The sequence below is a fragment of the Legionella londiniensis genome (genome assembly GCF_001467825.1).
GTDB classification, from domain to species: Bacteria; Pseudomonadota; Gammaproteobacteria; order Legionellales; family Legionellaceae; genus Legionella_A; species Legionella_A londiniensis.
Map to the genome: position 1 here is coordinate 948 of NZ_LNYK01000033.1, position 23,922 is coordinate 24,869.

Consider the following 23,922-nt stretch of genomic DNA (forward strand, 5'->3'; position numbering starts at 1 on the left):
ATCCTAAAGCTAATACCGCTGCAGCAGAGCCCGCAGCTTGTCGCAATCCATTGAATCCTACAGCTAATGCCGCTGCAGCAAAGCCTGCGGCTCGTCGCAATCCATTGAGTCCTACAGCTAATGCCGCTGTCATAACCCCTGCGGCTCGTCGCAATCCATTGAGTCCTACAGCTAATGCCGCTGTCATAACCCCTGCGGCTTGTCGTACTCCATTGAGTCCTACAGCTAATGCCGCTGTCATAGCCCCTGCGGCTCGTCGCAATCCATTGAGTCCCACAGCGATTGCCGCTGTCATAACCCCTGCGGCTTGTCGTAACCCATTAAGTCCCAAAGCCAGTACGGCCGTAGTAAATCCCAAGACTCGTCGCAATCCGTTAAATCCAACAGCCAGTAAAGCTGTAGTAAATCCGATGATTTTTCTTAAGCCATTCAGCACAACCATGGCTGTCGCTGTCATATAACCCATGCCTTTTCGGCAAAGATGAATAAGCTCAACACCAGCCCCTAAAATGGCACCAGTCATATTGCGAAGAATATTTAAAGTCCCGAAAGTTACATATGCTACGAAGCCTAAAAGCAGACGAATAACGCTTGAAATGATTGTAATAGTTGATGCAAGCAGTATGCTCAAAAATTTTTCGATTGGGCCTATGTTTCGGTTAGGTTGATCGGAATCATAATGATTGCTTTGCATTAGAAATGCCTTAAATCTTTTACTGAACAATATATTTTACTATAAAGATTTTATTTTGATCAATAAATAATCAAATGATGCAAATTGCTTAACGATTAATCTTTCGGAGAATATCGAGAGGAGCACAGAGTTTTGCGAACTATTTCAAGTAACACAAAATCAGATACAGCGCACTTCAAGGAAGGATATTAAAATTAGACCTGACTCGTGCAGTATCCTTCTCGCCTTCTTTGGTATCGCTAACTTCAATCAACCATCTGTTATCAATATTTGCACGCCCTGGTTTCTTGTCAATGAATCCATTTTTCCTGTTTCTATTTTTCTTTTTTTTCACCATCTGCCATTTGCTCAAGCAGTTTTTCGATAAAATCCAGGCTTCGCTGATACTCTGACTGCAAACTGGTAAATTCATTTTGCAATTGTTCATATTTATTTTTTAAGCGCACATCCATTTCGTTTTTTCTGGCTTTGTGCATTAAACTCAAACTTTCCATTTCATTTTTCTGGGCCTCAAGCTTCGCTTTTATTTCCTGGATTGCTTCAAAGTCTTTAATTTTTAAATGCAAGTATAAAAAAACACCAATCATGAGCGCCAACAGTAGCGGAAACCCCCACAAAGGCCAGGAATAAAAAAAGAATGAAAACCCGGGATAGGATAACTGCACAGGTAAACCATAGGCATCAAAGCCGCCGAGGTAATGGACATAAAGAAAAGATTCCCAAAAATAATAACCGATGGCTATAAAAACCACGCCGAGGATTATCAGTAAAAGCATGTATTTTTTAAGTTGCATTGGTTCAATGATTTAAACCGGGTCATACTTGATAATTTAGCCTAAAAAAACAGAAAATAACAAGGCAACAAATTTTCCTTATCAGATACGGAATATCAACATATCATTTTAGGTTTAAGTTTCCAGGAGTTGGGATGGAACAGGATAAAGAATTAAGCGAAATCATGCAGTCAATTGCGGAAAAGGGATTGCGCCTGATGGCAAGCTACAAGCAGCAACCGGGACAATTACCGATGTTGCTGGAGAAAGGAGGAGAAATTTTTAAAGATTTTCAGAACTTATTCATCGCGCTGTTTAAAAACCCGGACAAGATAGTCAAGGCGCAATTTGCATATTGGCAGGATGCAATGGGACTTCTGGAAGAGCAATTCAGGCACTGGCTGTTAGGCAAATCCATGCCGATTAACGACAGGCGCTTTAACAGCGAGGAATGGGTACAAAATCCTTTTTTTAATCTCTTAACCCAGCAGTATCTGCTGGCTTCAGAACACATGCAGTCCTTGCTTGAGCAATTGGATTATGGCGAAGCCCATGTAGCCAGAAGAGTGCGATTTCTTGCCCGCCAGTATCTGGACGCGCTCTCCCCAGATAATTTTTTGCATACCAACCCGCAATTGATTGCAGAAACTATCCAAACCCATGGCAAAAATCTATTACGCGGGTTAAACAATTTTCTCGGCGATATCGAGGCAGGCTCCGCGCGCCTTATCATGAAAATGACTGATCCAGACGCTTTCAAAGTAGGCAGTAATTTGGCTGTCACGCCCGGGAAAGTCATTTTTAAAAATGAGCTCATGGAATTGATTCAATATGCCCCAATGACTGAAACAGTCAAAGCGGTTCCCTTATTGATTATTCCGCCATGGATAAACAAATACTATATTTTGGACTTAAGTCCCCACAACTCATTTGTACGATGGCTTACTACCCAGGGCATCACCGTATTTATGATCTCCTGGGTAAACCCCGACGCCTCTTACGCCGGCAAGGGAATTGAAGATTACCTGAATGAAGGACCGATTGCCGCCATTGATATCATCAAAAAGCAATTGCAAATCGAGCAAGTCAATACCTTGGGATTTTGTATTGGCGGAACCCTGCTTGCGCTTTTGCTTGCCTATTTTAAAACCCAGGATAACCATTCAATACGTTCTGCCACCTTTCTTGCAACATTGCTTGATTTTAGCGATCCAGGCGATATATCGGTATTCATAGATGAGGAGCAAATTGCGCGGCTTGAAGAGAAAATGAATCTCGACGGTTATCTTGATGGCCATTTCATGGCAAGCGCTTTTAATTCTTTAAGAGCCAGTGATTTAATCTGGTCTTTCTTCATTAGAAATTACCTAAGCGGCAAACCCCCTGTTCCTTTTGATATTCTTTACTGGAACGCCGACTCCACAAATATGCCGGCAAAAATGCATTCACAATATCTCCGCTGGATGTATTTGCATAATGATTTGATCAAATCCAATAAAATTGTTATCAACAACACGCCAATTGATATCAGCAGAATAGAGGTTCCTGCTTTTTTTGTGGCAACCATTAAAGATCATATTGCGCCCTGGGAGACTGTATTTAAGGGGTTTCAATACTATGGAGGCGATAAAGAATTTTTGTTAGGCGGTTCAGGGCATATCGCCGGCATTGTGATTCCCCCGGGAGGAGAAAAATACGGTTATTATGTTAACCGAGAACCTAGAGCAAATGCCGCCGAATGGCTGAAAACAGCAAAGCATAGCACTGGCTCCTGGTGGCCTTATTGGGTGAAATGGTTGAAAAATCACTCTGGCGGCTTTCGTTCCGCAACCAGTTTCAAACAATTACCTTATCAGCCGATTGCGGATGCGCCAGGAGACTACGTCTTTCTGAATACAAAAGCACAAGCTGCAAAGAAAGGGAAAAACATGGCAAGCAAGAAAGAAGAAGGAGCTTGCCTGCCACAGGCTGCCGTGGCAGACGCAGCTGTCGAGATTTCCTAGCCTCAAGAAGCTTTTTTAGCTGTTTCTTTTATGGAAGCTTTTGATTCCTGTACAAAAGAAAGCATGGCTTTTTCAAAAATTTGAAATGACTTATGAAAGTATTCCAAAGCCTTGCGCCCATTGGCAACGGCGAGCTCAACTTGTTTTTCAAGCAATTCTTCAGGTTTCTTGATTTTGGTCAGCTCGTCAGGATTCAGATAGGAAATGCTTTGCAAGGTTTTCACATTCAATTCTGCAAATTCCTGAAATGGCTCCTGGGCTTTTTTAGCGATATCAGATAAACGTTCAAAATATTCCTGATTCATTATATTCTCCATTATGTTGCAGTGCACAATAAAGATATTAGAAAAACTTGTGCTGAATGTCAATATCGTTTCAGAAAATCTGTAGTAGGGGAAGCACCAAGATCCATAAGCCTATCCTTTAAACAATTCCTGCCATTTTGCAAGAAACTGACTGGATTGCTTGGCCCATTCATCACTGGCCTTTTGGTAATCATGCCAATAGGGATTGATCCGCATCTGTTTTTCTATAAATCCAATGGTATCCTGCAAAAGGCGGTCTACTGTTTGCTGCATGGGGTGATGGGCAAGATTAATTAATTGCCTAAGAAGCGTTGATGAAAGAAATTGGGTAGGAGCCGCCTGCGTCTCCACCAAAATCTGCAGTAAAATGGCATTTGTAATATCATTTCCCGTTGTTGAATCTTCTACCCGGAAATCATATCCTTTTAAAACATATTGCTTTAAATCTTCCAAAGTAATGTACTGACTATTGTCCATATCGTAAAGCCTGCGGTTCTTGTATTTTTTAATCAGCCTGGTCATCAAAGAAGTCCAAAATAAAGCAAACCAATAAAAAACAATTCTCAAGTATCAGGTTAATTTGTCAAGTCAATATTCTTTTTTTAAATTTTTCTGTATAATCGTTTCATTTTTAAATCAGGTATTGTGGATTATGGGTAGCATATTCAACATGTTCGGCCCCTCGCCTATCAGGCCGATTGAACAGCATATGCGTAAAACCTATCAATGCGCCAAACAGCTTTATCCTTTTTTTGAAGCAGCCCTCAAGCAGGACTGGAAAACAGCGGATAACTTGAAAGAAAAAATCATCGCCCTGGAAAAGGAAGCAGACCTCATCAAGCGTGATCTGCGCCTGCATCTGCCCACCGGCTTATTTCTTCCAGTATCACGCACTGATTTGCTGGAATTGTTAAGCGCCCAAGACCGGATTGCCAATAAGGCAGAAGATATCGCAGGCCTCATTACAAGTCGCCGCATGATCATTCCCGAACCTCTTACCGGTTTGTTTATGCCGTTCTTAAGTTGCTGTCTTGATGCTGCCAAACAAGCCTGTAAAGCGATTAATGAACTTGATGAGCTGCTTGAAAGCGGCTTTCGCGGCAGCGAAGTAAAAATTGTGGAAGAAATGATCATGACCCTTGATAAAATCGAGCATGACAGCGACGATAAGCTCGCTGAAATCAGACATCGTATTTTTGAGCTGGAAAAGGATTTGCCTGCAATCGAGATCATTTTCCTTTATAAACTGGTTCAATGGATTGGCGACTTGGCTGATCACGCTCAAATTGCGGGCGGTCGGCTACAAATTCTCATTGCCCGGTAAGCTTTCTTATGGATTTCTCAATTCTATATGTCATTCTAGCTGTTTTCCTTTGTTTTTTAATGACCTGGGGTGTTGGCGCCAATGATTTGGCCAATGTCATGAGTACCGCCATGGGTTCAAAGGCCATAACCGTCCGGCAGGCGATGCTCATTGCTGTGGTTTTTGAGTTTGCCGGAGCATTTCTTGGCGGTACAGATGTCACAGAAACGATGCGGGACGGCATTATCAATACGAGCGAACTTGCTGAGCAACCGCTGATACTCATTGAAGGGATGCTTGGCGTCCTTTTTGCTTGCACTGTCTGGATGAATTTAGCAAGCTATCTTGGCGTGCCTGTATCCATCACCAATGCCCTGGTAGGCTCCATGGTGGGTTTTGGCAGCATTGTCCTGGGCAGTGATGCCATCCATTGGAATCAGGTTACACATATTGCCATTGGATGGGTGACATCCCCCCTCATATCCGGAACCACCGCTTATGCTTTGTTTGTCACCATTCAGCAGGCTATTTTCGTAAAGAGCGACCCCCTCGCCAAAGCAAAGCTTTACATCCCTGCTTACTTGTTTCTTGTCGGTTCTGTTCTATCATTTATCACTGTTTTTAAAGGTTTGAATCATTTTGATATTCACTTGAATTTCAAACAGGATATTGCAGTCACGCTTGCCACCAGCATTACCTTGACCTTGGTTGGCATGTTCTTTTTAAAGCGTATTCCAGAACGCCCTAATTTAAGGCGGCGCGAGCGTTTTTTTCAGGTGGAAAAATATTTTGCAGTTCTCATGGCATTAACAGCCTGTGCCATGGTCTTTGCCCATGGTTCAAACGATGTTGCTCTGGCAGTCGGCCCATTAACCATTGTTCACAGTTTGGTTATGCATTCCCCAGAGGCTTTTTCCGCAACCAGTTATCCGGCCTGGATTATTTTATTGGGCTGTGTTGGGGTGATCACAGGGCTTTTGATGTATGGCAAAAAAGTGATAGAAACCGTGGGCAGCGCCATTACAGCCTTAACCCCAAGCCGTGCCTTTGCTGCAACTCTGGCCGCTGCTACTACGGTCGTTGTAGCAACCAGCATCGGAATACCCGTTTCTGCGACACAAACCCTGGTAGGCGCAGTATTAGGCGTGGGTCTGGCCCGCGGTATTGGCGCCTTAAACTTACTGGTTATCCGTAATATTTTTACTTCCTGGATACTGACTCTGCCTGCGGCATCCCTATTGACTATCCTGTCTTATAAAATACTGCATGCCTTTTTAGGCTAAGGCTTTCTGCCGAAGGCCGCTTTCATTCTGCTATACTTATAATTAAGTTAGCCCGCAATGAGTAGCCATGACTTCCAAAATAGACCTGACTTTATATACCGATATGCCTGAAAATTTATTTTTAAAACGCTTAAATCAAGTGGACTGGCAAGCCTTTGCAAAAAAACCTGAAGCAGCACTGAAGGCTGCGGGAGTTATCTTAAAAAAAGACATCACGGTAAAACTTGTGGCAAATAAGCATGAGGCTCAATCCTTGCCAGCAACAGTTTTGCCTATATTTTTGACAAAAGAAAAAAAACAGGTTGTAGATATCACAGAACTCGGTAAGGTTACTGGCGGTCGTCGTCCTACTGGCAGCTCGAACCCCCGGCAGCCATTCCCTATAGGTCATGGATAAAGCTTTAGAACTCTTTCCAAATGACCCCAGAATCTGCTTCGGCATCGGGATTATCCCGCAATTCAAAAATCCGCTGATGTTTTTTTATTTCCTTAATTTGTGAGGCTGTTTTTTCATGAGTTGCATCAAATTCAAATAAAAACCTATCATAAGGGCTGATATAGTCCTTATCAATATCCTGGCTATTCATGTTATTTCTAATCCTGTTCTATAGAAAATCAAAACTATTAATGGTAATTTTACCGGGTTTTCAGTCAGCTTGCCATAAATCTGTATAAAGGAATACAAAATGCCAATAAAAAAAGCGGAACTACATGTTCATTTAGAAGGCACCATCAGCCCATCACTTGCGCGTACTTTAGCCAAGCGAAACCAGTTATCCATTCCTGAAAACCTGATTGCCCAGGATGGCAGAAGTTACCTGTCTCGTGATTTCCTGCATTTTTTACAGGTCTATGATATTGTCGCCGATTTAATTAAAAAACCGCAGGATTATTACGACATCACCTTCGATTATTTAAAAAATAGCGCTAAAGATGGTGGGATTTATGTAGAAATGATGTATTCGCCGGATCATGCAGAAAAAGCAAGCGGCATTCCCTCCATTGAACATTTGCATGCCATCCAGCAAGCCGTTGAGGATGCAGAGCGCCAGTTTGGCATCATCGGCCGCATTATTATTACCGCAGTTCGCCATTTTGGCGCGGAAAGTGCGGAACGGGTGGCCGCCGATGCAGCCAGAATGTCTGTGCCTTGCGCTACGGGCTTCGGGCTTGGTGGCGATGAAGTCAAATTTCCGCCTAAACTGTTTAAAAAGGCTTATCAGATTGCGTCTGATGCAGGATTGCAGTGCACCGTTCATGCCGGCGAATTTGCCGGCGCGGATAAAATGGTTGAAGCCATAGAGTATTTACCCATAAAGCGTATCGGTCACGGCGTCCAAGCAATTCATTCAACAGAAACCATGGCACTTCTTAAAGAACGGAATATTGCCCTTGAGCTTTCGCCCACCAGCAATGTCAATTTTGGTTTATTCAGCTCTTTGAATGAACATCCGCTGCCCAGGTTTCTGGAATATGGCATCAAAATCAGTATCAACACCGATGACCCGCCCTTTGTCTCTACCGCCATTGGCGAGGAATATAACAAAGTACAGCAAACGTTTAATTTCAGCGATGAAACCATGAAAGGAATTACTGAAATGGCGATTAATGCTGCTTTTTTAGATTCAGAAACCAAAAATATTTTGCTGTCTCGTATTTAGACATTTTTTGATCTTTATGATAAAATGAAATCCATTTTATGTTTTTAGATTGCAAAAATGTACTCATTTGAACAAGTTTATCAGGCTGCTTTAAATCAGAATTCACGCTTTATCAGGAAACTCGATGTTGATTATTTGAGCGAGAAGCTGCAGCCAATCGATTCCATCAAGCCCCACTCATTTTTCTGGACGGCTGCTGCAGAGCATGCTTTTCAGGGCAATCATAAGGCGGTGAAACTGTTATTTAAGCATAGAGCTAGAGCTGACCATATTGCCCGAGGTTATGCCAAGGCTGGCAACCATGAAATGGTAGAGCTATACCGCAAACAAGGAGCCAGTAAGGATTGGATCGCCTGCGGATACGCCGAAGGCGGGTTTCATGACAAGGTAAAGGATTATCGCAAGCGCTTTAATGCTAATGGCGCAATTATTGCATGCGGTTATGCCCTGGGGGGATATCATGAGAAGGTTGAAGAATTTCGGAAACTTTATCCCGACTCCATTGGTTTTATTGCCAGAACTTATGCGCTTAAGGGAGAGCACGAAAAGGTGCAGTTTTATCTTAATCTTAATCAAGGAACGATTGCATTCATTCTGAGAGGCTATGTCGAAGGCGGTCATTACAGCATTATTGCCGACTATCTGCATAAATCTCCAGAACTCAAAGAAACGGTAAATAGACTTTATCAAGAAATACTGGTGCCCCATCTTAAAAGCTATATCGAAAACGGCTATCACAGCATTATTGCAAGCTATCTACGGAAATTCCCCAGCCTCAAGGAAACAATAGACAAACTTTATCAAGAAATAGATGATAAAAAATCCTCGAGCGGGATTAAAAATCTCTTTCTCATGGAGAGCTTGAGTAAAAAAGGTTATGATCGAGATCAAATCCTCGTCAGGATGGATAAACACCGCTTTTCTGAGCTTTATCTGCTCATTGCCTTAAAACAACTAGCCGGGAATGGCTTGAATCAAGATATTCTTCTGAATATTTTAACTTTCCTCCTGCCATTAGACGCACGGCAGGCACACGATATGCATATCTTGCTCAACCGCGAACTTTTGCTCAATGGCTTAAGCAGATCCCAGTCGTTGAACGCTTATGCGACTTTCTTTAAAGAACTCAAAAATACGCAAAATCCAGAAAAAATCCAAAAGCTCCTGCAACAGGAGTCAAAAGACGAGGAAGGCCTAATCTCTAAGTATCGGAATAGGATGCTTTAATCGGCATCTATTCTCTAAAGACAGCAAATGGTTTTGCTGCCTGACGGTGGCGCGCATCAGTAAAAAATAAAACTTTAAACTTTATGGTATAATTAATACCATAAAGTCTATTTATTGATCTATCATGGTAAAAAATATAAGCGGTGCCAATCAAGACATTCTCAGCTGGATTAAAGAAAATCAGTACGAACAATTAAATTCATTTTTGAGTCAGCATGGGAACCACGAACGAGACTCATTGCTTAACTCAATCTCGATAACCCCGCTTGGCGTACTCAGGACAAATCTCGATGTATTGCTATTATTAAAAGATCGCGGCATGCAATTTACCAGGGATGCTGAAACCATGTTGCAAATAAAAAGCTACTTTAACCCAAGATCCAAAGACAATCCAAACACAGATAATCCGGAAACCTCTGCCAGCCAATCCCCTGAAAATAAAATATCTTCAAACATCGGCTTTTTCGCGCTGCTCAGCGCTCTTGGCAGTATTATCAAGGATTTTTTTTCAAATAAGCCTGGAATCGCTGTTAAAGATGAGCAGAAAGTGTCAGCCGTCCATAAACCGCAACAAACTCAAAGCGGCCATGACTCTTTGAACAATAGCCACGAGAAGATGAAGAACGCATTTGTTCCTGGAGTACAGAGAAAGGATATTCGCTCGATTATTCCCAATCCCGAACCGCTTGTTGTAATCGATGATGCCGAAAGCAAGAACGATTCGGCAAATATCGAACCAGAAGATCCCCTTCTTGGGGATCTTGAAGAAGGAAGCGGCAGGTTTGAAGCAAAACAGGTTTCATTGACATCAAAATCCCGCACCACTCAAAGAAAAACATCTGATAATAAAACTAATAAAACAATGGCAACCAAAAACCCTCCTGCGCAAAATAATGAAGACGAGCTATTAAGCTTTTTTAAAAAATTTCAGGAAAAAGAAAGTCAGAGCCTTACAAAAGAGCTGAAGCGCAACCGGAAAGGCAATAACAGCACATCAGGCGAGGAAAAGCCCCGCAAAACACCCCATCCCTGGTTTAGTGACCGTGACGATTAAGCACAAAAGCCTCCTTTAAAGGAAAGCTTTTATGCCAGCTCTTCCATATACTGGCGTAATTTTTTCATGGCATTTTTTTCTAACTGCCGCACCCGCTCCGCGGATACGCCATATTTTTCAGCCAGGGCATGCAAGGTCATTGCTTTATCATTGACAAGCCAACGCTGCTGCAGGATATCCTGGCTTCGCTCATCCAGCTTCATCAAGGCAAGATGTAATTTTTCCTGACTTTGAGCACTGCTGTCCTCTTGCTCGATTAAATGGGCAGGATCGCTGTTCACATCGTGTAAAAAACGGGCAGGAACTGCCTTATATCCTTGCTCATCGTCCTCCATGTCTGAGGCGTCATAAGAAGCATCCATGGCATTTAAACGCTCTTCCATGATTAATACATCTTCTCGGGAGACGCCCAAGTCCTGAGCCACAGCATCGACTTCTTCGGCATTAAACCAGCCAAGTCGCTTTTTCATCTGGCGCATGTTAAAAAACAACTTGCGCTGGGCTTTGGTGGTGGCTACCTTCACAATACGCCAGTTCTGCAAGACAAATTCATGAATTTCCGCCCGGATCCAATGGATGGCAAAAGAAACAAGGCGCACTCCCAGGCTGGGGTCGAAGCGTTTAACCGCTTTCATTAACCCGATATTGCCTTCTTGAATGAGATCGCCAAGCGGCAGGCCATAACCCAAATAGCCGCGCGCCACACGAACCACATAGCGTAAATGAGCCAATACCAGGCGGCGGGCGCTTTCCAGGTCGCCTTCATCATGAAAACGCCGGGCACATTCAAATTCTTCCTCTGCAGAGAGCATCGGAATTTGATTGACCCTTTGAATATATGCCTCAAGGCTGCCTATGGGTAAATTCATGGAAGAAAGTTGCAATTGCAGACTCATTTTATACCTCTTGCAAAACCATGGGGTTAACTCTAACAATAAGAATCAATTCTGACAGATCATGGCACATTGGCTAAATCAATATGAGTATACCATATTATTTACCAACTGGATTATACCTCAATTATAGGGTTCGATAGAAGCAAGCTGCCTGCGAACAGATATGTTCGCGCCAACCCATCCTAATAAAACAGAGAACATCAAAAAAACAAAAGCCTGGCCAAGGGTCATGCCTTGCAAAGGATAGGACATTTGATACGCGGAAGCCAATTGTCTTACCGATGGGCTTAAACTCAGCAAAAATATATTGACAAAGCTTATGGCCAAAAAAGCGCCGCTCACAGCATACCAAATGCCGGCATATAAAAAAGGCCTGGTAATAAACGGGTCGGTTGCGCCTATTAATTTCAGGATCTGGATTTCTTCACTGCGGTTTTGTACTGTGAGGCGAAGCGTATTGCTGATAATCAAAATCACAGCAACAGCAAGCAGTAGCATTAAAGAATGAGTCGCCTTGTTTGCAAAATTCAAAATGGTGTGCAGCCGGTCAACCCATTGCATATCAAGTTTTGCCTGCTCAACTTCAGGGATTGTCTTTAGGCGGTTATAAAATTGCTTAATTTGTGCAGGATCATTTACCTTCAATGCCGGCGTTACTTCTATCACAGCAGGCAGAGGGTTTTCCGGGAGATAGCGCAAAATCTCATCCATACCCTCTTGTGTCTGCAGCTCTGCCAATCCCTGCTCGGGTGTTTTAAGCGTTGCTTCGCCCACTTCTTCCATCTTTCGAATGTTATCCAAGACATGGGCTTGCACGGCGGTCGATATGGATGGCTTTAAATAAAGCGTAACCTGGCCGCCTTGCCTCCAGTTGCCAAGCAGACGCTCGAAATTACTGGTCAAAATCCAAAATAAAGCTGGCAATGTCAAAGAGACTGCAATGACCACTACAGTCATTAACGACGCCAGAGGCCTCTGACGCAACGCATTTACGCTCTGGGCTGCGGCCTGCACATGGAAAGAAATATATCCGTATGCTGCTTTTAACATATTCGCCCCTCCCTAAGCATCAGGATACGGTGTTTCATTCCGGCAATCAGCGCCAAGTCGTGAGTAGCAATCAAAACCGCAACGCCTGCCTGATTAAATTGCTCAAAAAGCTGCATCACTTCTGCTGAAAGTCCGGGATCGAGATTGCCAGTCGGCTCATCAGCCAGAAGAAGCAGCGGTTTATGAACAACCGATCGCGCGATGCCCACCCGTTGCTGCTCTCCGCCAGAAAGATGAAGCGGCAGGGCATTTTCTTTAGCCAATAAACCAACCATATCCAATGCGGCATGAACTCTTTTGGCAATCATCTGAGGCGAATATCCTTGAATTTGCAAGGGTAAGGCGACATTATCAAATATAGTTCGATCATGTAAGAGATGGGGTGACTGAAACGTGATGCCAAGTGTTGAGCGGTAACGGGCAATTTCCTTTTTTTTTAACTGGCTCAAATGCCAGCCATTCACAATGATTTGGCCGCTCGAAGGCAATTCGAGCATGGCAATAAGTTTTAAAAGCGTACTCTTGCCGGCGCCTGAGTGGCCAGTCAAAAAGGCCATTTCCCCCTTGCCCAGAGAAAAATTGATCTCACGCAAGGCTTCATGCCCACCGGGATACCGTTTGCTAACCTGTTTAAATTCTATCATTATCGAAAATCGTGTTAACAAATTGTTCGGCACTAAAAGGGCGCAAATCATCAAGCCCTTCACCAATTCCAATAAAACGAAATGGTATCTTCAATTCATCGGCTATGGCAAATAAAATCCCCCCTTTTGCGCTGCCATCAAGTTTGGTCATGGCAATCCCTGTTACGCCTATGGCTTCATGAAACTGTCTGGCTTGATTTAAAGCGTTTTGTCCAATGCTTGCATCGAGAACCAGCATCGTTTCATGCGGAGCTTCCGGGTCAATTTTTTGCAACACCCGCTTCACTTTTTTCAACTCATCCATTAAGTTTTGTTGCGTATGCAAGCGCCCTGCAGTGTCAGCAATTAAAATATCCATGCCGCGGGCTTTGGCAGCCATTAAGGCATCAAAAATGACTGAAGCGCTGTCAGCACCTTTATGCTGCGCGATCACAGATATACCATTGCGCTCCCCCCAGGTTTGCAATTGTTCAATTGCCGCAGCCCTGAATGTATCGCCAGCTGCCAACATGACTTTTTTACCCATTTGCTGGTATTGTTTGGCAAGCTTGCCAATTGTTGTTGTTTTCCCCGCGCCATTTACCCCAATCATTAAAATGACAAAGGGGTTGTTATCCCTGGTTTCAAGGGTCAAGGGCGGGGCTGCTGATGCGTTTAAAATGGCTTGCAGGTGAGTTTTCAGCGCCGCATACACAGCCTCGCCATCCGATAGCTGCTTTCTTAAAAGGCCTTCGCTTAATTGATCAATAATTTTCTTGGTCGTATCAACGCCTACATCCGCCCCAAGCAATAAAGTTTCAAGCTCCTCAAGCAGGGTTGCGTCAATTTCTTTTTTGCCGAGCAATAACCTGGAAATGCCATCGCCTAATTGATGTCGCGTTTTACTTAAGCTTTGCTTGAAACGAGCCAGAAAACCAGGCCTCGAAGCTTTGGAAGAAACACCCTCATCTGTTTCTGGCGGTACAGTGGGCGCATCAGGAGATATTTGCGGCGAGTCTGATACAAGCTTATCCTTTTCTGACTCCTGATTGCGCTTGAACCACTTAATCATCAATCATTACCCCAATCAAACTAAACAATGCATCTGTTCAAAATACCATATCTTTAGCCCTATAAGGTATACAAAATAATTAAAATATGAAATTCTATGTTCTTTGCGGAAGAGGGGTCTGTGATGCGCATGTTGTGGATGATATTGTTAACCCTGTTTTTTAATCAAGTTTTTGCCAAACCTGTCCAGTTCACCCTGGATAATGGGCTCAAAGTCATTATCCAGGAAGACCACCGTGCCCCTGTAGTTGTATCCATGATTTGGTATGATGTGGGCTCAGCTGACGAGCCAGGCGGTATTACAGGAATTTCCCATGCCCTGGAGCATTTAATGTTTAAAGGCACAAGGCAGTATCCCCAAGGCGTTTTTTCAAAAACCATTGCGGCTTTAGGCGGCCAGGAAAATGCGTTTACCAGCCATGATTATACCGCTTATTTTGAAAAATTGGCCGCTTCTCAATTGGCAACAAGTTTTAAGCTTGAGGCGGATCGCATGCAAAACCTGCTTCTTGATGAAAATGAATTTAATCGGGAAATCAAGGTCATCCAGGAAGAGCGGCGCATGCGAACCGATGATAATCCGCAGGCGTTAACGTTTGAGCGCTTTCTGGCTACAGCCCATCTCGCTGTCCCTTACCAGCACCCGGTTATTGGTTGGATGTCCGATCTTGAGCATATGAAAATCAGTGATGTTAAAGCATGGTATCAACGCTATTATGCACCGAATAATGCAACCCTGGTGGTTGTAGGCGACATCAAACCAGATAAAGTGCATGAGCTTGCAAAGCAATACTTTGGCAACATCAAGCCATTTCCGCAAAAACCAAGAAAATCCCAGAAGGAACCGCCTGCCCTTGGTCAAAAAACGGTGGATGTGCATGCCCCCGCGCAAGTTCCCATGATAATGCTTGGCCATGCCGTACCATCAGTAAAAACAGCAGATCCTAGCCGCCAGTATGAGCCTTATGCCCTCGAAATTATTGCAGGCATCCTTGATGCAGGCGAAAGTAGCCGCTTCAGCAAGCATCTGGTCCGTGAGCAGCAAATAGCCAGTACAGTCGATATTTTTTACAATCTTTACACAAGATATCAGACACAATTCATCATCTTTGGCATACCCAGCCAGCGCCATACGCTTACTGATCTGAAGCAAGGCATATTAAAAGAATTAAAACGCTTAACCAATGAACCTGTATCCTCTGAGGAATTGCAACGGGTAAAAAACCAAATCATCGCGCAAAAAACATTTGAGAGAGACTCTATTTTTGGCCAGGCGATGGAATTGGGCCTGCTGGAAACCATTGGCTTAGGCTGGGAGGCAGCAGAACAATATACCGACCGGATTAATAGCATTACGCCGGAGCAGGTGCAAAAAACTGCCAGGCGGTATTTTAATGAAGATTCGCTGACAATAGCGCGCTTGTTTCCGAATAATATAACCAAGAAATCACATTGATTTTCTGAGAGACCAAAATGAGACGCTTTTTTACATATCCTTTCTACCCAAAGATAGAAATTTTTTACCCTCGCTTTTTAAAATGTTGCAAGATCAAAAAGCAAGCTGTAAAAAAACCGGCAACCTCAGGCAGAATGAGCGTCTTGCTTTGTCTGTTTTTTGTTCTATCTACTTCCTTTGCACAAGATAATATTTCCCTGAAACACTGGCAAACTTCCAAAGGGGCGCGTGTGGTATTTTATGAAGCGCATGAAGTACCGATGCTGGACATCATTGTGGCCTTCAAAGCAGGTTCCGCATACGACGGGGAACAGCATGGATTAAGCGCCTTAACCGCCAGCATGCTTAATCAAGGCAATGGCGGCTTTGATGCCAATGCTATTGCTGAAAAACTGGCTGATACCGGCGCGCAATTTAGCAGTGACAGTAATCGCGACATGGTTGCCCTGAGCCTGCGTTCTTTAACTGAACCGCCTGCTTTGGAGAAAGCGCTTGCTACTTTTGCTCTTATCATTAATCAGCCTGATTTTCCCAAACAGGCGTTTGTTATTGAAAAAAATCAACAATTGATGGCAATTCGGCAGGCCGAGGAGTCTCCCGATGAAATCGCCAATCAAACTTTCTTTAAAGTCCTTTATGGGAATCACCCTTATGCCCATCCTGTCAATGGCGATGCTGAACATGTTTCCTCGCTTGAAGTTGAAGACATAAGGCAATTTTACAGACAATATTTTACCGCTCGCAATGCTGTTATTGTCTTGGCAGGCGCCATTAGCGAAGAAAAAGCGCATAAAATAGCCGAGCAATTAAGCAAGAAACTCCCCCAGGGAGAACCTGCGGCTCCGATTAAAAAACCACAGCCATTAGATGAAGAAATGAACATAGAGGTACCATTTCCCTCTTCACAAACCATCATCCGCCTGGGCCAGTTAGGGATTGATCACCATGACCCGCAATATTTCCCCTTGCTGGTCGGAAATTACATTCTCGGCGGAGGCTCGCTTGTTTCACGCCTGTCTGAAGAACTGCGAGAAAAAAGAGGGCTAACCTATGGCGTAAGCAGCCAATTTGTACCCATGCCAGGAGATGGACCATTTGTCATTGGCTTATCTACCCGAAGAGAGCAAACGGCAGAAGCAATTGAGGTCACAAGAGACACCTTAACGTCCTTTGTTAAAACTGGCCCCACACAGGCAGAGCTGACTGCGGCCAAACAGTATTTAACAGGAAGTTTTCCCCTGTCTTTGGCAAGTAACCGTAATATTGCAGATATGCTGCTTAAAATTGCTTTCTACCAATTACCGGATGATTATCTGGCTCAATATACTGCGCGAATTGATACAGTCACGCTTGAAGAAATCAAAAACGCCTTTCAGCAAAAACTTCATCCTGATAAATTGCTGCAAGTCACTGTGGGAAAAAAGTGAAACAAACCGTAAGAATTATTGGCGGAAAGTATAAAGGAAAAAAAATACACTTTCCTGCCATTGAAGGGCTTCGCCCTACTCCCGACCGGGTGCGCGAGACTTTATTCAACTGGCTTATGCACGATATAGCAGGGGCGCATTGCCTCGATGCTTTTGCAGGAAGCGGAGCTTTGGGTTTGGAAGCCTATTCTCGAGGAGCGGAAGAAGTCGTTTTTCTGGAAGCAGAACCCAGGGCATGGAGTAATCTCAAAAAAAATATCACGTCTTTTGATGAAAACCGCTTGTCTGTTTTTAAGGCCAATGCGTTGAGCTATTTTCAAAAAGCCGGGAAAACATTTAACATTATTTTCCTTGATCCGCCCTTTGCGAAAGGATACTTGCCCCAATGTTTGGCTGCCTTGGAGAAATCGCAGATATTGCTGCCTGAAGGTTTGCTCTATATGGAAAGCGAGCAAGAAATTACCGTCAATGAACAATACTGGCAACAGCTGAAGCTGAAAAAAGCGGGGCACGTGGTTTATGCGTTATATAAAAAAATATACAACACGAATGTTGCATGACATGCTCAAAGCATGATTTTGCCCTGGACGAAAAACAATCTGCTGTTCTCGACAATCTGCTTGACAACCGGCAAGCCTCCTGTTTCAATCAATAAAATCCTTTTAAATTAAAGTATGCAAATGAATTGTAAGCTTATTTTGCTTTTCATACTTTGTGCTTGTTTAACCGCGTGCGGCACTGCGACCTTTAAAAAACCTCCTCACAATGAACCCAGTGATGACGCCACCATAAAACTTGCCGAAGCAGCAAGCTCAGTCAGCGATTCCATGCTGGAAATGGTTCGTGTCGAAAAAATCATTACTCCCCCCAAAAAAGATAATATCTTAACCATACCGAGCGCGTATAATCTCCAGGCCAGGGCATCAGTGGATTGGTCAGGTCCTATTGAAGAGCTTGCCTTAAGAATTGCTAAGGCAGCTCACTATCGTTTGCGCGTACTTGGCAAAGCTCCTGCCATCCCAGTTCTCGTTAGCCTTAATGTGCAGGATGAAAGCCTGGCTGAAATTTTGCGCAATATCGATTACCAAGCAGGGAATAAGGCGTATATCCATGTTTACTCTAACAGCCAGATAATTGAATTGCGTTATGCGAAACTTTACTCATAAATTAACAGTTATTTTGTTTACATTTCTGGTCGCTTGCGCCTCCCGGCAAGGCCCTATCGGCAACACGGATTCTCTCGAGGGTTTGCAAGCGATGGGGAATGCCGGAGCAGCTACGCGCAGCGCTGCTCAGAGCACGGGAAAAATCCGTGAAATGGCTTTAAGAGAAACGGCTTTAAGCTTGGGAGCGCAGGCAGGTTTAGCCTGGAGGGCAAAGTTTATCGATGAAGAACTGGTTAAGGAAGCACGGAGACTGGACGCTATTTTTGATTTTAATACCTTGATTTTGCCGCACAATATCTTGCCGCCAGTACTGCTGGAAGGACGAAACATCCTCAATCTTGCCGATGCGCAAACGATTCGCATCTCAGATCGCACATACAAGGTCGCCAAGCAGGCGCGATTTGTTACCACACCCCCTAACTGGCGGCAATATTTATGGATGGATTATAAAAAGCCTGATTATCCAAACGTGACTTTGCTGCCTAAAACCAAAGAAGAGCGGCTCATCTGGATGCAGTGTGTTGAGCGGGGATGGAAAAATGGTATAGCGCAGGCTAATACCATTCTTGAAGAAAGTGTCGCCCGGATTAAAGAAGACTTTAATGGCATGATTCTATACCGTAAGCTCCTGGCCATGAATATGATTTCTCCTCCTTTTGTTTCTCATACCGAATTGGGCGTCACAGGTGACGGCGAAGAACTTCATATCGATGATCGTGTATTAAGGATAACCGCATTGCCTGCTTTAAATGTCAACAGCAAAGAATGGCGCGCAGCTGTTGCTAAAGATGAAAATCTGCTGGAAAAATTCAACGAAATGGAAAAACAGATAGAAAAGGCTAAAATTACTATAACGAGTAAAGCCTGGCAGCCTGTCATCGCTCCCGTTAATTAACTGTTTAATTGTTGCAGATTAGCCAAAAACTCGGCATTTCGTGTATGGCATATTGTGCTGTATCGAAATGCCTGCTAAGCATATTAGGCCATAAACTTTTGGGTGTCGACAATTAACTATACTTCTGGAATGGGATGATTTTAGCAGCGGGAGTAACCTGCCATGCCTTAATCTCTGCTCACTGATTCTTCCGGATTTTTAGTCGTTTTCTTGGCTGCAGAGATTAACTCAAAAAATCAAGCTAAGTATGAGGAAGCGTTTTGAATACGAATAATGAACATCTTAATTTAATGCCCGATGAACCAACCCGTTTTACGCCGGTGTTTATGGATCGAATGCTTGAGCATGCGGAAAGATTGAATGCCTCAGATATTACCATCCAAACCGGAGAACCCATCTATGCAGAAGTACATGGACGGCTGTTAACGTTAACCAATCGCAGGTTATCCAATACCGAACTGGGTGATTTGATTAATTCGATTTATGGACCTAATGCCACAACTCAATTGCTGTCCGGCAAAGACATCGATACTCATTATGAGTTTCGTCCCAATCGCGGCGTCCGCTACCGATATCGGGTGAACGCCACAGCCTGCCTGGTAGAGGGCCATGATGCAATCCAGATTACCTTGCGTACTATTCCAACCACTCCGCCAAAACTTGATAGCATGGGCTTACCCGATCATGTTCGCGAAGCCATTGAGCCACAAGAAGGAATTGTATTTATTACAGGTGCTACAGGCTCAGGCAAATCGACTTTATTGGCAGCAATTATCCGAGATTTGATTGAGCAGGAGCACTCAAACCGCAAGGTTCTAACTTATGAATCCCCTATTGAGTTCGTTTACGACGAAATTGAAACTGTCTCTGCCGTGGTGAGCCAATCCGAGATTCCGCGCCACATCCCAACCTTTGCTGCTGGCGTCCGTAATGCCCTGCGGCGCAAGCCTCGCCTGATTATGGTAGGGGAATGCCGTGATGCCGAAACCATCAGCGCTGCTCTAGAAGCAGCACTGACGGGCCATCCTGTTTACACCACTCTTCATACATCGGGTGTGGCCGAAACCATGCGGCGTCTGGTTACTTCTTTTACAGGCGAGGAGCGCGTTGGACGCACAATTGATATTCTGGAAACCATACGCCTTTGTATCTGGCAAAAACTGGTGCCCACAGTGGATGGGAAGAGAGTTGCCCTCAGGGAATATCTTATTTTTGATGAAGAGACAAGAGATATATTGCTAGAGGGCGATCCCAATGAAGTAACAAACATGACGCGTAAGTTGGTCCGAGAACGCGGCCAATTAATGATTCATGATGCCAACGAAAAATATAAAGAAGGCATTATCAGCGAACGGGAATACAAGCTGATCGTGGCAGGAAGCAAGGAATATCTCTAAGCAAGAAGTTGCTAAAGGCTTATTAGCCAGGAAGGCAGCGTATTCCTGGCAGTGGCAAAGAAATTATGCCGCACCAGCACCAGCACCACTTCCGCCGGAAGCTCCGCCGCTGCCACTAGCACCGCCGCCTCCGCCGCCCCCAGGAGGCGGAGTTGATGATCCGCTGCTGCCTTCCTCTTCGCCTTCGCTGCCTCCTAGTTGTTCCGGCGTATTGCCTTGGGCCTGGACTTGGCCGCCACCGGCGCCACCCAGTTTTTCTTTAGCCCAGTTCACGCCCTTCACCCCATAGCCAGTGATGGCTTTATCGCCGGCAGCCCGCGCGGCTTGAGTGTCTTTACCGGCTTCACCCAATTTAGACTTGGCTTCTTCACCCCATTGGGCAGCTTCCTGGCCAATGCCTTCAGGCTGCCCTCCTATCCAGCGTAATACCCTGTCCGGCAAATATGAAATCAGAGTAAATGCCCGCTGTACGATGATGAGATACATCATGGTATAAATCAGGATAGAGAAAAAGTAGGCAAATATTCCAGACCAACCCTCATACCCGCCAGAAATAACCCCAACCTGCGTTTGCAACGGGTTGTTAGGCCAAAGCTTGTTTAATATATACTGCGCATCGGAAGAAAGACCCGCCCCTCTTCTTGGATCCTTAGTGCCAAATTCCTCGCTGCCCTGCATGAATCCTATGGCAGTGTCGAACCCTGCATTCAGTATCCAAACACCTACATATGATAAAGCGATACCCGAGATATAACCTATGATCATCATGGATGGCCGCAAAAATACATTCATCAGGATCATAATGGCCTGCTCACCCTTACCAAAAGCCTCATGTCCCTCAGGGTGCGTGACACCCAGGGCGACAATGGGAGCTGCCACCATGGCTTCAATCACCACAATCAGCCAGGCTATCGAACCAAAAGTAAAGATCATATAAGGCAACACAGGGATATAATAGGCCGTGAAAAAGCCGATCATCACCATAATGCTGAGCCATGCCAAAACCACAGGCAGGGATAAAGCCAAAAATGCAAATATGACTATCCCAAAAGGTGGGGGCAAAATTGCCGCCGCAATGGATAATTCTATCAAACGCTGCCAAAGCTCGGCTGCAAAGTTAATATAGTATGTACCCATGTTGGCCAGAGCTACAATGGGATTTACTCCAGGCTCGGAAAGGATTTGCATGCCGCCTTTGAAAATGGATGACATGCCTTGCAGGGGCAATAGCAAAAAGCTAAAGATGACTTGATCAAAGAGCGGTTGAAAAATGACTAAAAACGCATTGTACAAGTTGACAAGAATAAGATTATAAAAAATATTGCCGAGCAATTGGCCAAGGCAAATGGCAAAAAATGCAATTTTCAATTCCCCGCAAGGGAAATCTGTGTACGGCAGGGGATGAACTTTTGGCATAGTGACATTCATCATATCAGCAAAGCGCAGAGGCGTTATTCCCGGCTGTCCGGGAACCCGGATAATGGTCGAATTGGTGGTGAAACCATACACGGTTGAGGATTCGATGCCTTTCACAACATTCTGATTCAGATTTTTTAATTGCGGTTCTGACACAAGGGATATATTGCCAATTCCGCCCTGGATTAACCCGACTACCGCTCTTACTTTGTTTTGGTCCTTGTTGAGCCAGTAACAAAGATCAGGATAGGTGCTGGTGCAATTATATGTGCCTGGTGAAGCTTCTGTAAAAGCCGCTAGTAACTTGCCAGGCGAGAAGCTGCTTTTTTCAAGCCCCGTTTTTTCATCCATCAAATCAGGGGCACGGGCAGCCTGATTCAAGTTAACCAGATTGAAAAAATAACTTCCCGCCATAATCCAGCCACGGTTGGTCGCTTCTTTGATAAATCGCCTGCTGGCATTGGCGCCTGCTATGTTTTCAGATTGCCTAATCAGATTGAGGGTGGGTAACATAATGCCGTTATAATCCGCAATCGCACCTTGGAATTCTGTTCCGTTGAATAAAACAGGAGCTGTTGAGCCGGGAACAGAACCCCAAAGATAGCAATCTGATACTGTGCTATCGTCACATACTCTGCCTGCCATGGTCTTAGGGACGCCAAACTGGTCCTGGGCAACAATTGAAACATCATTTTTTTTCTGTTCGTCAGTGCGTTTGGGTTTCAGGCTCGGATTATTATTAACCATCACTTGCGCGACAAGCGCCATATCGAGATATACCTGCTGGATCGCTATGGCTCTTGACATTTTGGCAGTCTGGATATCATTACTGGTAATGGTTTCAATGCTTTTTATTCGGTCTTCAGGCATGGAAAACGCGCTCCATCTAATGGTGCCGCAAATGCCGTTCAACTTGGAATAGGGCGGATTGGTAAAATTGGGCATGTCGACAGAAAATTCAGCAGCCTTGGGATTTGCATTTTGAATGGACACGATATTAACGGAGTTGATAAAGTTAGGAACAGCCGCATTGCAGATTCCTTCCATTTCTTTGGTCGGTTTTTCATAACAGGCACTGGGTATTTTATCCTGCTTTTGGCGCATGTAGATCTCGCGCTGCGCTTCGAGCTGCTTCTGGATGCCGAGCATACAGACCTGGCCTGCCAGAATTGTTTGCACACCGGTTGCAATGCCTGCTGAACGCGAACTGGTCAGCGCTTTGGTCGGGTTGGGCTGCTCCTGGATAATCACCCCGCCACGATTTAGATAGGATAAAGCCGCATTCCAAACTTTATCTGCAGCCCCTATCCCCTGGACGATGATCCACATCACAAAAATCTGCATCAAGCAATAGCCTGAAGCCTTGGGAATCAGCAAAGCCAAACCGAAGGTAGTGCGTACAGGCACCCATAACGAAGACCATTTTTGTCCGAGAAACTGGCCTTCCTGGGCTGTATTCATGGTTGACACCAGCAAGGTATACATGATGATGATGCCGCCCAAAGCCAATACAGCCGCGTTGAAAACGGTAAACATGCTGCCCATGATTTGGCTGCCGGTACCGTGAAGAACGCCATCAACCACCCCGAAAATATTGCCTAGAAAAATAACCGAATAATCCCCTGCAGGCGGTTTAAAACCAAGCGGGCTCTCCGCTGCTGCAGCAAGGACTGGAAATAAACTCAGTAATAGCGCCAGGGTATATTTTTTCATTCTTTATTGCCCATTAAACCTTGGGTGAACCATTCATGCAGCGAGCACCCAAGTTTCCGTTTTTTTATCAGGTAGTACCAGTAATGATAGCGAAAGGCAAGAACCAGGGCGATGAATAACACGACCAAGCTCAATAAAAAGGCAATAATATTTGCGAAATAAAGCTGATATACTGCATAGGAAAAAACCATAAGCGCGATAGCAATCATAAACAAGCTTAAGCGGAATAGCGCCTTCTGTCTTTGCAATAAGTCGCTCTCTGTGAGATTGAATCTTGTCTTGGCTGCTTCAAAATTTTCCTGTACGGGTTCAATCTGGATAATAAACAGTTTTTTAAACCCAAGCCCCAGATAGCGCGTAAATCTTTTCAACCGGTCCCAATCAAGCCATGCCTTTATGTTAAGCACTCTTTTTAACAAATTGGTTATTCGGGAGCCGAACTTTCTTTTCATAATTTTTTCACTTTTCAGCAATAGACTTTTACATTTCATACTATATTATAATAGTTA

At 44.3% G+C, this 23,922-nt stretch carries 24 protein-coding genes; 13 read left to right on the top strand and 11 right to left on the bottom strand.

What is annotated here, in order from left to right:
* Both Llon_RS11640 and Llon_RS09365 read right to left on the bottom strand, forming a co-directional pair.
* Positions 1 to 694 (bottom strand): hypothetical protein (locus Llon_RS11640; RefSeq protein WP_193391630.1); only part of this gene is annotated, 694 nt, incomplete at its 3' end.
* Between the two features lie 314 nt (positions 695 to 1,008).
* A complete protein-coding gene (locus Llon_RS09365; RefSeq protein ID WP_058529807.1) occupies positions 1,009 to 1,488 on the bottom strand; it encodes a flagellar type III secretion system protein FlhB in 480 nt (159 codons plus the stop codon).
* A 134-nt stretch (positions 1,489 to 1,622) separates the two neighbouring features.
* Here Llon_RS09365 and Llon_RS09370 point away from each other — a divergent pair, with 134 nt between their 5' ends.
* Positions 1,623 to 3,470: a PHA/PHB synthase family protein gene (locus Llon_RS09370; protein ID WP_065238314.1), complete on the top strand. Its 1,848-nt coding sequence runs from the start codon at positions 1,623 to 1,625 to the stop codon at positions 3,468 to 3,470.
* A gap of 2 nt (positions 3,471 to 3,472) precedes the next feature.
* Here the strand turns inward: Llon_RS09370 and Llon_RS09375 are convergent, their stop codons facing one another.
* Together Llon_RS09375 and Llon_RS09380 are read right to left on the bottom strand one after the other, a co-directional pair.
* Complete coding sequence (locus Llon_RS09375) at positions 3,473 to 3,775, bottom strand: phasin family protein (protein ID WP_058529808.1); 303 nt, start codon at positions 3,773 to 3,775, stop codon at positions 3,473 to 3,475.
* A 111-nt stretch (positions 3,776 to 3,886) separates the two neighbouring features.
* Positions 3,887 to 4,297: a polyhydroxyalkanoate synthesis regulator DNA-binding domain-containing protein gene (locus Llon_RS09380; protein ID WP_058529809.1), complete on the bottom strand. Its 411-nt coding sequence runs from the start codon at positions 4,295 to 4,297 to the stop codon at positions 3,887 to 3,889.
* 130 nt (positions 4,298 to 4,427) lie between these two features.
* Here Llon_RS09380 and Llon_RS09385 point away from each other — a divergent pair, with 130 nt between their 5' ends.
* The 3 genes from Llon_RS09385 (at position 4,428) to Llon_RS09395 (ending at position 6,758) form a co-directional block, all read left to right on the top strand.
* The gene (locus Llon_RS09385) at positions 4,428 to 5,099 is read left to right on the top strand and encodes a TIGR00153 family protein (RefSeq protein WP_058529810.1); all 672 of its coding nucleotides are present in this window, start codon (positions 4,428 to 4,430) and stop codon (positions 5,097 to 5,099) included.
* An 8-nt stretch (positions 5,100 to 5,107) separates the two neighbouring features.
* Entirely contained in the window at positions 5,108 to 6,361 is a 1,254-nt protein-coding gene (locus tag Llon_RS09390; RefSeq protein WP_058529811.1) for an inorganic phosphate transporter, read from the top strand.
* A 67-nt stretch (positions 6,362 to 6,428) separates the two neighbouring features.
* Positions 6,429 to 6,758 carry a hypothetical protein gene (locus Llon_RS09395; protein ID WP_058529812.1) on the top strand — a complete coding sequence of 110 codons (330 nt, stop codon included), beginning with the start codon at positions 6,429 to 6,431 and terminating at the stop codon, positions 6,756 to 6,758.
* Positions 6,759 to 6,762: 4 nt separating this feature from the next.
* Here the strand turns inward: Llon_RS09395 and Llon_RS09400 are convergent, their stop codons facing one another.
* Positions 6,763 to 6,948, bottom strand: coding sequence for a CBU_0585 family protein (locus Llon_RS09400; protein WP_058529813.1), 186 nt, complete (start codon positions 6,946 to 6,948; stop codon positions 6,763 to 6,765).
* A gap of 99 nt (positions 6,949 to 7,047) precedes the next feature.
* On the opposite strand from Llon_RS09400, the gene Llon_RS09405 reads away from it, so the two are divergent.
* The 3 genes from Llon_RS09405 to Llon_RS09415 all read left to right on the top strand — a co-directional run bounded on the left by Llon_RS09405 (position 7,048) and on the right by Llon_RS09415 (position 10,303).
* Positions 7,048 to 8,022, top strand: coding sequence for an adenosine deaminase (locus Llon_RS09405; RefSeq protein ID WP_058529814.1), 975 nt, complete (start codon positions 7,048 to 7,050; stop codon positions 8,020 to 8,022).
* Positions 8,023 to 8,079: 57 nt separating this feature from the next.
* A complete protein-coding gene (locus tag Llon_RS09410; protein ID WP_058529815.1) occupies positions 8,080 to 9,249 on the top strand; it encodes a hypothetical protein in 1,170 nt (389 codons plus the stop codon).
* A gap of 124 nt (positions 9,250 to 9,373) precedes the next feature.
* Positions 9,374 to 10,303 (top strand): hypothetical protein, encoded by a 930-nt coding sequence (locus Llon_RS09415; RefSeq protein ID WP_058529816.1) that lies wholly within the window; start codon positions 9,374 to 9,376, stop codon positions 10,301 to 10,303.
* 29 nt (positions 10,304 to 10,332) lie between these two features.
* On the opposite strand, the gene rpoH is transcribed toward Llon_RS09415, so the two are convergent.
* From rpoH to ftsY, 4 genes are all read right to left on the bottom strand, one after another.
* Positions 10,333 to 11,199 carry an RNA polymerase sigma factor RpoH gene (gene rpoH / locus Llon_RS09420; protein WP_058529817.1) on the bottom strand — a complete coding sequence of 289 codons (867 nt, stop codon included), beginning with the start codon at positions 11,197 to 11,199 and terminating at the stop codon, positions 10,333 to 10,335.
* 120 nt (positions 11,200 to 11,319) lie between these two features.
* Positions 11,320 to 12,249 carry a permease-like cell division protein FtsX gene (gene ftsX, locus Llon_RS09425; protein WP_058529818.1) on the bottom strand — a complete coding sequence of 310 codons (930 nt, stop codon included), beginning with the start codon at positions 12,247 to 12,249 and terminating at the stop codon, positions 11,320 to 11,322.
* The gene (gene ftsE, locus Llon_RS09430) at positions 12,243 to 12,893 is read right to left on the bottom strand and encodes a cell division ATP-binding protein FtsE (RefSeq protein ID WP_058529819.1); all 651 of its coding nucleotides are present in this window, start codon (positions 12,891 to 12,893) and stop codon (positions 12,243 to 12,245) included. The genes ftsX and ftsE overlap by 7 nt, the downstream gene beginning before the upstream one ends.
* Complete coding sequence (gene ftsY, locus Llon_RS09435) at positions 12,880 to 13,944, bottom strand: signal recognition particle-docking protein FtsY (protein WP_058529820.1); 1,065 nt, start codon at positions 13,942 to 13,944, stop codon at positions 12,880 to 12,882. Before ftsY ends, ftsE begins: the two co-directional genes overlap by 14 nt.
* A 123-nt stretch (positions 13,945 to 14,067) precedes the next feature.
* On the opposite strand from ftsY, the gene Llon_RS09440 reads away from it, so the two are divergent.
* The 6 genes from Llon_RS09440 (at position 14,068) to dotB (ending at position 20,284) form a co-directional block, all read left to right on the top strand.
* A complete protein-coding gene (locus Llon_RS09440) occupies positions 14,068 to 15,399 on the top strand; it encodes a M16 family metallopeptidase (protein ID WP_058530066.1) in 1,332 nt (443 codons plus the stop codon).
* A gap of 134 nt (positions 15,400 to 15,533) precedes the next feature.
* Positions 15,534 to 16,826, top strand: coding sequence for a M16 family metallopeptidase (locus Llon_RS09445; protein ID WP_058530067.1), 1,293 nt, complete (start codon positions 15,534 to 15,536; stop codon positions 16,824 to 16,826).
* A complete protein-coding gene (gene rsmD / locus Llon_RS09450; protein ID WP_058529821.1) occupies positions 16,823 to 17,386 on the top strand; it encodes a 16S rRNA (guanine(966)-N(2))-methyltransferase RsmD in 564 nt (187 codons plus the stop codon). Before Llon_RS09445 ends, rsmD begins: the two co-directional genes overlap by 4 nt.
* Positions 17,387 to 17,506: 120 nt before the next feature.
* On the top strand, positions 17,507 to 17,992 hold the full coding sequence (gene dotD / locus Llon_RS09455; protein ID WP_058530068.1) for a type IVB secretion system lipoprotein DotD: 486 nt from the start codon (positions 17,507 to 17,509) through the stop codon (positions 17,990 to 17,992).
* Positions 17,973 to 18,887: a type IV secretion system DotC family protein gene (locus tag Llon_RS09460; RefSeq protein ID WP_058529822.1), complete on the top strand. Its 915-nt coding sequence runs from the start codon at positions 17,973 to 17,975 to the stop codon at positions 18,885 to 18,887. Before dotD ends, Llon_RS09460 begins: the two co-directional genes overlap by 20 nt.
* 290 nt (positions 18,888 to 19,177) lie before the next feature.
* Positions 19,178 to 20,284: a Dot/Icm type IV secretion system ATPase DotB gene (gene dotB, locus Llon_RS09465; RefSeq protein ID WP_058530069.1), complete on the top strand. Its 1,107-nt coding sequence runs from the start codon at positions 19,178 to 19,180 to the stop codon at positions 20,282 to 20,284.
* A gap of 63 nt (positions 20,285 to 20,347) precedes the next feature.
* Here dotB and dotA read toward each other — a convergent pair whose 3' ends face one another.
* Both dotA and icmV read right to left on the bottom strand, forming a co-directional pair.
* A complete protein-coding gene (dotA, locus tag Llon_RS09470; RefSeq protein WP_058529823.1) occupies positions 20,348 to 23,413 on the bottom strand; it encodes a type IVB secretion system protein DotA in 3,066 nt (1,021 codons plus the stop codon).
* Positions 23,410 to 23,904 (bottom strand): type IVB secretion system protein IcmV, encoded by a 495-nt coding sequence (gene icmV / locus Llon_RS09475; protein WP_337589092.1) that lies wholly within the window; start codon positions 23,902 to 23,904, stop codon positions 23,410 to 23,412. The genes dotA and icmV overlap by 4 nt, the downstream gene beginning before the upstream one ends.
* Positions 23,905 to 23,922 lie beyond the last annotated feature (18 nt).

Excerpts from the sequence above, each read along its gene's own strand:
- Llon_RS09440 (WP_058530066.1), top strand. The coding sequence starts at position 14,068 with ATGCGCATGTTGTGGATGATATTGTTAACCCTGTTTTTTAATCAAGTT.
- Llon_RS09395 (WP_058529812.1), top strand. The coding sequence starts at position 6,429 with ATGACTTCCAAAATAGACCTGACTTTATATACCGATATGCCTGAAAAT.
- Llon_RS09375 (WP_058529808.1), bottom strand. The coding sequence starts at position 3,775 with ATGAATCAGGAATATTTTGAACGTTTATCTGATATCGCTAAAAAAGCC.
- ftsE (WP_058529819.1), bottom strand. The coding sequence starts at position 12,893 with ATGATAGAATTTAAACAGGTTAGCAAACGGTATCCCGGTGGGCATGAA.
- Llon_RS09390 (WP_058529811.1), top strand. The coding sequence starts at position 5,108 with ATGGATTTCTCAATTCTATATGTCATTCTAGCTGTTTTCCTTTGTTTT.
- icmV (WP_337589092.1), bottom strand. The coding sequence starts at position 23,904 with ATGAAATGTAAAAGTCTATTGCTGAAAAGTGAAAAAATTATGAAAAGA.
- rpoH (WP_058529817.1), bottom strand. The coding sequence starts at position 11,199 with ATGAGTCTGCAATTGCAACTTTCTTCCATGAATTTACCCATAGGCAGC.
- Llon_RS09445 (WP_058530067.1), top strand. The coding sequence starts at position 15,534 with ATGAGCGTCTTGCTTTGTCTGTTTTTTGTTCTATCTACTTCCTTTGCA.
- dotA (WP_058529823.1), bottom strand. The coding sequence starts at position 23,413 with ATGAAAAAATATACCCTGGCGCTATTACTGAGTTTATTTCCAGTCCTT.
- Llon_RS09400 (WP_058529813.1), bottom strand. The coding sequence starts at position 6,948 with ATGAATAGCCAGGATATTGATAAGGACTATATCAGCCCTTATGATAGG.
- ftsX (WP_058529818.1), bottom strand. The coding sequence starts at position 12,249 with ATGTTAAAAGCAGCATACGGATATATTTCTTTCCATGTGCAGGCCGCA.
- ftsY (WP_058529820.1), bottom strand. The coding sequence starts at position 13,944 with ATGATTAAGTGGTTCAAGCGCAATCAGGAGTCAGAAAAGGATAAGCTT.
- Llon_RS09405 (WP_058529814.1), top strand. The coding sequence starts at position 7,048 with ATGCCAATAAAAAAAGCGGAACTACATGTTCATTTAGAAGGCACCATC.
- Llon_RS09460 (WP_058529822.1), top strand. The coding sequence starts at position 17,973 with ATGCGAAACTTTACTCATAAATTAACAGTTATTTTGTTTACATTTCTG.
- Llon_RS09380 (WP_058529809.1), bottom strand. The coding sequence starts at position 4,297 with ATGACCAGGCTGATTAAAAAATACAAGAACCGCAGGCTTTACGATATG.
- Llon_RS09370 (WP_065238314.1), top strand. The coding sequence starts at position 1,623 with ATGGAACAGGATAAAGAATTAAGCGAAATCATGCAGTCAATTGCGGAA.
- dotB (WP_058530069.1), top strand. The coding sequence starts at position 19,178 with ATGCCCGATGAACCAACCCGTTTTACGCCGGTGTTTATGGATCGAATG.
- Llon_RS09385 (WP_058529810.1), top strand. The coding sequence starts at position 4,428 with ATGGGTAGCATATTCAACATGTTCGGCCCCTCGCCTATCAGGCCGATT.
- dotD (WP_058530068.1), top strand. The coding sequence starts at position 17,507 with ATGAATTGTAAGCTTATTTTGCTTTTCATACTTTGTGCTTGTTTAACC.
- Llon_RS09415 (WP_058529816.1), top strand. The coding sequence starts at position 9,374 with ATGGTAAAAAATATAAGCGGTGCCAATCAAGACATTCTCAGCTGGATT.
- Llon_RS09365 (WP_058529807.1), bottom strand. The coding sequence starts at position 1,488 with ATGCAACTTAAAAAATACATGCTTTTACTGATAATCCTCGGCGTGGTT.
- Llon_RS09410 (WP_058529815.1), top strand. The coding sequence starts at position 8,080 with ATGTACTCATTTGAACAAGTTTATCAGGCTGCTTTAAATCAGAATTCA.